Genomic DNA, 4,158 nt, shown 5'->3' on the forward strand with positions numbered 1-4,158 from the left:
CCACGACGTGACCCTCACCACGAAGGCCGTATAGTCCCAGCCTCCGCCGCCTTCGACCTCGGGAAGACACCCAAGACGGAGGTGGGCATTTTCGGAGTAGATCACCTGCTTCCAGCCCTTGCTGGACACCGTCGCCGACCTGGCAGGAACCGTCGTCACCAGCGACGCCATGCACCCCCAACGCGAGCACGCCGACTACATCGTGATCGTCAAGGGCAACCAGAAGAAGCTGCGCCGGCAGCTCAAGTCCCTTCCCCGGAAAGACATCCCGCTTCAGGGACGCACCCTGGGCATGAGCCACGGCCGCTCGGAGATCCGCCGGATCAAGGTCGCCACCGTCAACAGCCTCCCCTTCCCCGGAGCCCGCCAAGCCGTCCAGATCAAACGCCGCCGCACCGACCGCAAGACCGTCAAGACGGTCTACGCCGTCACCAGCCTGACCGCCGAACAGGCAGGCGCGGCCCAGCTCGCCCGACTGGCGGACCGCTCTCGCCGCCGGCTGCGGATCGGCTCCACTTGGCCCTGGGCTGAGACGTTCACCACCTGCTGGCAACGGCTGAGCGCCCTGTCGACCGCCCCAACGAGACAGGAAGGAACAGCCCGCACGACGTCTGGGTGCCGTGGAACCCCGGCGCAGCCGCAGCGACACGCGAAGGCCCACCCGCAATCACGCGGGACAAACAGAACGAATCATCAACCTAATCGGACAATCACGCCCACTGGCGAATCGAGGTTAACCACCGCACCCTGTAATGTCAGTTTCTTTGACGGTGAGCCAGTAGTTTTCGAAGCTGGAATTGTCGGGAGGCGGCGACACGCATCCGTGAAGATCTCCACAACGCGCATCCCCGTATATGCCGATCTCGCCGCTGAAATTCCCTGGTGCAGATGTTTTCGTCCATTGGTCTTTTTTCGCACCGAAACAATCCCCTCCAACCATGATACTAGAAACAGTTGCAAAGTCTGGCCTAATCATTAAATTTCCCTTGGCTGTGCCCGCCATAGCACTATCCGTGCCCATCAATGCGAACGTGGAGCCCGCAAGCACCGCTCCCACCGTTGCCGTAAACTTTACCCATCGCATACGCATGTCATCTCCATCACCTGCCGGGTACCCGGCACATTGCTGATCAATGAGGTTGTATTTAACCTCATGAGACATAGGCTGCCCATGGGCAATTGACCCCTGTTACTCAGGTTGAACTCGTGGAGTCCGTCGAGCCGTGACGGCTGTTGATCGTTGCGGTACGACGACGTCATGCGGTACGCGCATGGGGGCGGGATGACGCCCAGGGAACAGGAGAAGCGGGAGCTGGTGCGGCTTCAGGCGGCTGACCGGTTCGCTTGGGCGATGAAGACCGAGGCCGTCGCGCGGGATCTGCGGGTGACGGTGCGTTCGGTGCGGCGCTGGCGGCGGGCGTGGGAGCAGGGCGGCGCGGACGCGTTGCGCTCGGCGGGGCCGGCCTCGGCGGAACGGTTGAGCCCTGCGCAGTGGGAGTGGGAGCGGCTGGAACGGGAGTTACGGCGTGGTCCGTTCGCGCACGGCTTCGACGACGAGTTCCAGGGCTGGACGCTGAAGCGGGTCAAGCTGCTGATCGGGCGGATGTTCCACGTCGGCTTACACCCTGCAGGGTGTGTGGAAGCTGCTGCGCTGGCACGGCTGGAGTGCCCAGGTCCCCGTGCGGCGGGCCCTGGAGCGCGATGAGGAGGCCATCGAGGTGTGGAAGACTGGCCGCAGGTAAAAAGACCGCGGCCCACTTGGGCGCCCACATCTGCTTCGAGGACGAGACTGGTCAGGGGCTGAGGCCGCCGAAGGGCCGCACCTGGGCCCCGCGCGGAGCCCGGCCGGTGGTGCGAGTGCGCGGCCGCAACCGCGGACGGGTCAACGTCGCTGGGGTGGTCTGATACCGCGCCGGGCACCAGCCGCGTTTCTTCTTCAAGCTGCACATCTGGCGCGGCCGCCGGGGCGAGCCGAAGGCCTTCTCCTGGCGTCAGTACCGCGACCTGATTGTCATGACCCACGTGCAGCTCGGTACCCCGGTGGTGTGGTGCTGGGATGGGACAATCTGAACGTGCACCTGGTCAAGGAGCTGGCGACGCCTTGACGAGCTGGTGGACGCCGTGGACCAGCGCGATGAAGTCCCGTTCGCCCATGCTGCGACGGTTACCTTTGCCCGCTCGGTGGGTGCGCAGGCGGTGGCATAGCCGGGTCCGGGAGCCGAGGCGCATGGCGATCAGCCCGCCCACGGACAGGCGTCCCGAGCGTCGGCCGCTCACCGTCACCTGCGGGGTGCGGCCGCGCCGCCCCCAAGTGCGTGCCCTGGGCGGCCGACGGGTGAAGCCTGCCTCGTCCTCGAAGCAGATGTAGCCGCCGCAGGCCGCCCAGGCTCTTTTACCTCGGCCCAGGTCGCCTCCTTCCATGCGGTGACGGCCTGCTCGTCGCGCTCGGCGACCCGCCGTGCGGGAACCTGCGGGCTGAAGCCGAGCCGGTGCATCAACCGAGTGGCCCCCGGGACGCTACAGGAGACGTGGAACCTCCTGCCCATCAGCGTGGCCACCCGCGCCGCGGTCCACACCTGGTCCTCGATCCAGCCGTGCGCAGCCGGGCCCTGCTCCAGATACGCGACCAGCTCCTGAAGACAGCGCGGTAACAGACGGCACCGCGAACCGCTCGGGCCGCGACAGGCCAGAGCCTGCACACCACCGTGCGGCCACAACTGGTGCCACTGGTCTGCTGACTTCAGACTCACCCGCAGTTGCCGTGCTACCTCCGATGGCTTGACCTTCTGCTCGAACAGCCCGGCCACGTGCATCCGCAGGGTCTCCCGGCGCCGGCGTCCCCCAGCCGTCAGCCCGTCCCCATCCGCGTATCTCACACACCACGTGATAAGGCCGACGCCCCAGAGCCATCAGGGACTTCGTCAAAATTCACCCTGACGAGCCGAAGTCAGTAACACCCCACGCAGCAGCGGGCTATAGCGACTGTGCGGGGTGGTCAGCCCCGCAATCTGTTCGCCGAACGTCACCGATCTGCAGTCAGGGTTCTCGCAGCGGAATCGGCGCACGCACAACTTGATCACCACGCCGAGCCCGCCAACGGCGACATCGCGCAACCTCCGTACGTACCGACCATGCACACGAGCCAACCTCTGGCCGCACCGGCAGGCCCCAGTCGGCGCCCGTACCCGCGTCCTGAACACCACTGTTTCCGGCCGTCGTTCGACCTCCTCGATCACCACCGCGGACAGGTACGGAAACAGCTCCAAGAGCACATCACGAGAGCACGCGATACATGATCGCGAACAGTCGGCCCGTTCAGCCGTCCGGATCAGAAGATCGTCGACAGAACCGTCGATGCCTTCGGAGCACCCCATGTTGGCGGGAGGATACGATCGCGACGAACAGCGTCACGAGGTTCACCGAAACGCCCCGTGCCGGCGGGGAGGACGAGCTGCACGCAGAGGATCTGAACTCGATCTACGAAGCACCCCCTTGTCGGTGGAGAGGACTGTGCCAGCTTGTCCTAGACATCCTCGACTGTCGAAGTACCCCCGCGTCGGCGGGGAGGACGCCACCGGGGATCGGCGCGCTCTTGACCTTCGCGGAGTACCCCCGCGTTGGTGGGGAGGACAGGTCCTCCTTGGTGAATCCGTGGCGGAGGAAGGAAGTACCCCCGCGTTGGCGGGGAGGACGTCCCTGATGGATGAGATCTGCACCGGGCCTCCTGAAGTACCCCCGCGTTGCGGGGAGGAGCCTTCCTGAGCTGTGGCTTAATGATGGCTTTGCTGTCTTTTTGCTCGGGTGAGTGTGGTCATGCGGATGAGGGTAGCGGTTGCGGTGTGGGCGGGATGGGCAGGTCGCGCCGGTTGCGGTGGGCTGGGTGGTGTTGTTGGTGTCTCGTATTTTGTGAACCGCCCCGTGTCAGGTAGAGACTCGATTCCGTGAAGGGATTGAGTCATGGCACGATCCTCCCGTTACCCGCTTGAGCTGCGCCGTCGCGCGGTGCGCATGGTCGCCGAGGTGCGCGACGACTACCCGAACGAGACGGCCGCCCTGCAGGCGATCACGGACAAGCTCGGTATCGGCTCCCGCGAGAGGCTGCGGAACTGGGTGAAGCAGCAGGAGATCGACGCGGGGCAGCGTCCGGGGACGACGACA

4 protein-coding genes and 3 pseudogenes are annotated in these 4,158 nt (G+C 65.5%); 4 read left to right on the top strand and 3 right to left on the bottom strand.

The window, feature by feature from the left end; translation table 11 throughout:
• Window positions 1–100: 100 nt before the first annotated feature.
• The 3 genes and pseudogenes from ABZ453_RS50515 to ABZ453_RS50525 form a co-directional block, all read left to right on the top strand.
• Window positions 101–478, top strand: a pseudogene (locus tag ABZ453_RS50515) (ISAs1 family transposase); the annotation flags it as partial.
• Window positions 479–1,282: 804 nt separating this feature from the next.
• Window positions 1,283–1,480: pseudogene (locus tag ABZ453_RS50520) on the top strand (helix-turn-helix domain-containing protein); the annotation flags it as partial.
• A 154-nt stretch (window positions 1,481–1,634) separates the two neighbouring features.
• Window positions 1,635–1,742 (top strand): winged helix-turn-helix domain-containing protein, encoded by a 108-nt coding sequence (locus ABZ453_RS50525; RefSeq protein ID WP_359026747.1) that lies wholly within the window; start codon window positions 1,635–1,637, stop codon window positions 1,740–1,742.
• 340 nt (window positions 1,743–2,082) lie between these two features.
• On the opposite strand, the gene ABZ453_RS50530 is transcribed toward ABZ453_RS50525, so the two are convergent.
• The 3 genes from ABZ453_RS50530 to ABZ453_RS50540 all read right to left on the bottom strand — a co-directional run bounded on the left by ABZ453_RS50530 (window position 2,083) and on the right by ABZ453_RS50540 (window position 3,374).
• Window positions 2,083–2,277 carry a hypothetical protein gene (locus ABZ453_RS50530; protein ID WP_359026749.1) on the bottom strand — a complete coding sequence of 65 codons (195 nt, stop codon included), beginning with the start codon at window positions 2,275–2,277 and terminating at the stop codon, window positions 2,083–2,085.
• 2 nt (window positions 2,278–2,279) lie between these two features.
• Complete coding sequence (locus ABZ453_RS50535; RefSeq protein ID WP_359026752.1) at window positions 2,280–2,819, bottom strand: winged helix-turn-helix domain-containing protein; 540 nt, start codon at window positions 2,817–2,819, stop codon at window positions 2,280–2,282.
• A gap of 102 nt (window positions 2,820–2,921) precedes the next feature.
• Window positions 2,922–3,374, bottom strand: a complete 453-nt coding sequence (locus ABZ453_RS50540) for a transposase family protein (RefSeq protein WP_359026751.1) — start codon at window positions 3,372–3,374, stop codon at window positions 2,922–2,924.
• A gap of 583 nt (window positions 3,375–3,957) precedes the next feature.
• Here ABZ453_RS50540 and ABZ453_RS50545 point away from each other — a divergent pair.
• A pseudogene (locus tag ABZ453_RS50545) lies at window positions 3,958–4,158 on the top strand (IS3 family transposase); the annotation flags it as partial.

Origin of the sequence: Streptomyces sp. NPDC005799 (genome assembly GCF_040630525.1) — a bacterium.
Classification (GTDB): domain Bacteria; phylum Actinomycetota; class Actinomycetes; order Streptomycetales; family Streptomycetaceae; genus Streptomyces; species Streptomyces griseorubiginosus_B.

What these genes read in the sequence shown, in the direction of transcription:
- ABZ453_RS50540 (WP_359026751.1), bottom strand. Translation starts at nt 3,374, where the DNA reads ATGGGGTGCTCCGAAGGCATCGACGGTTCTGTCGACGATCTTCTGATC.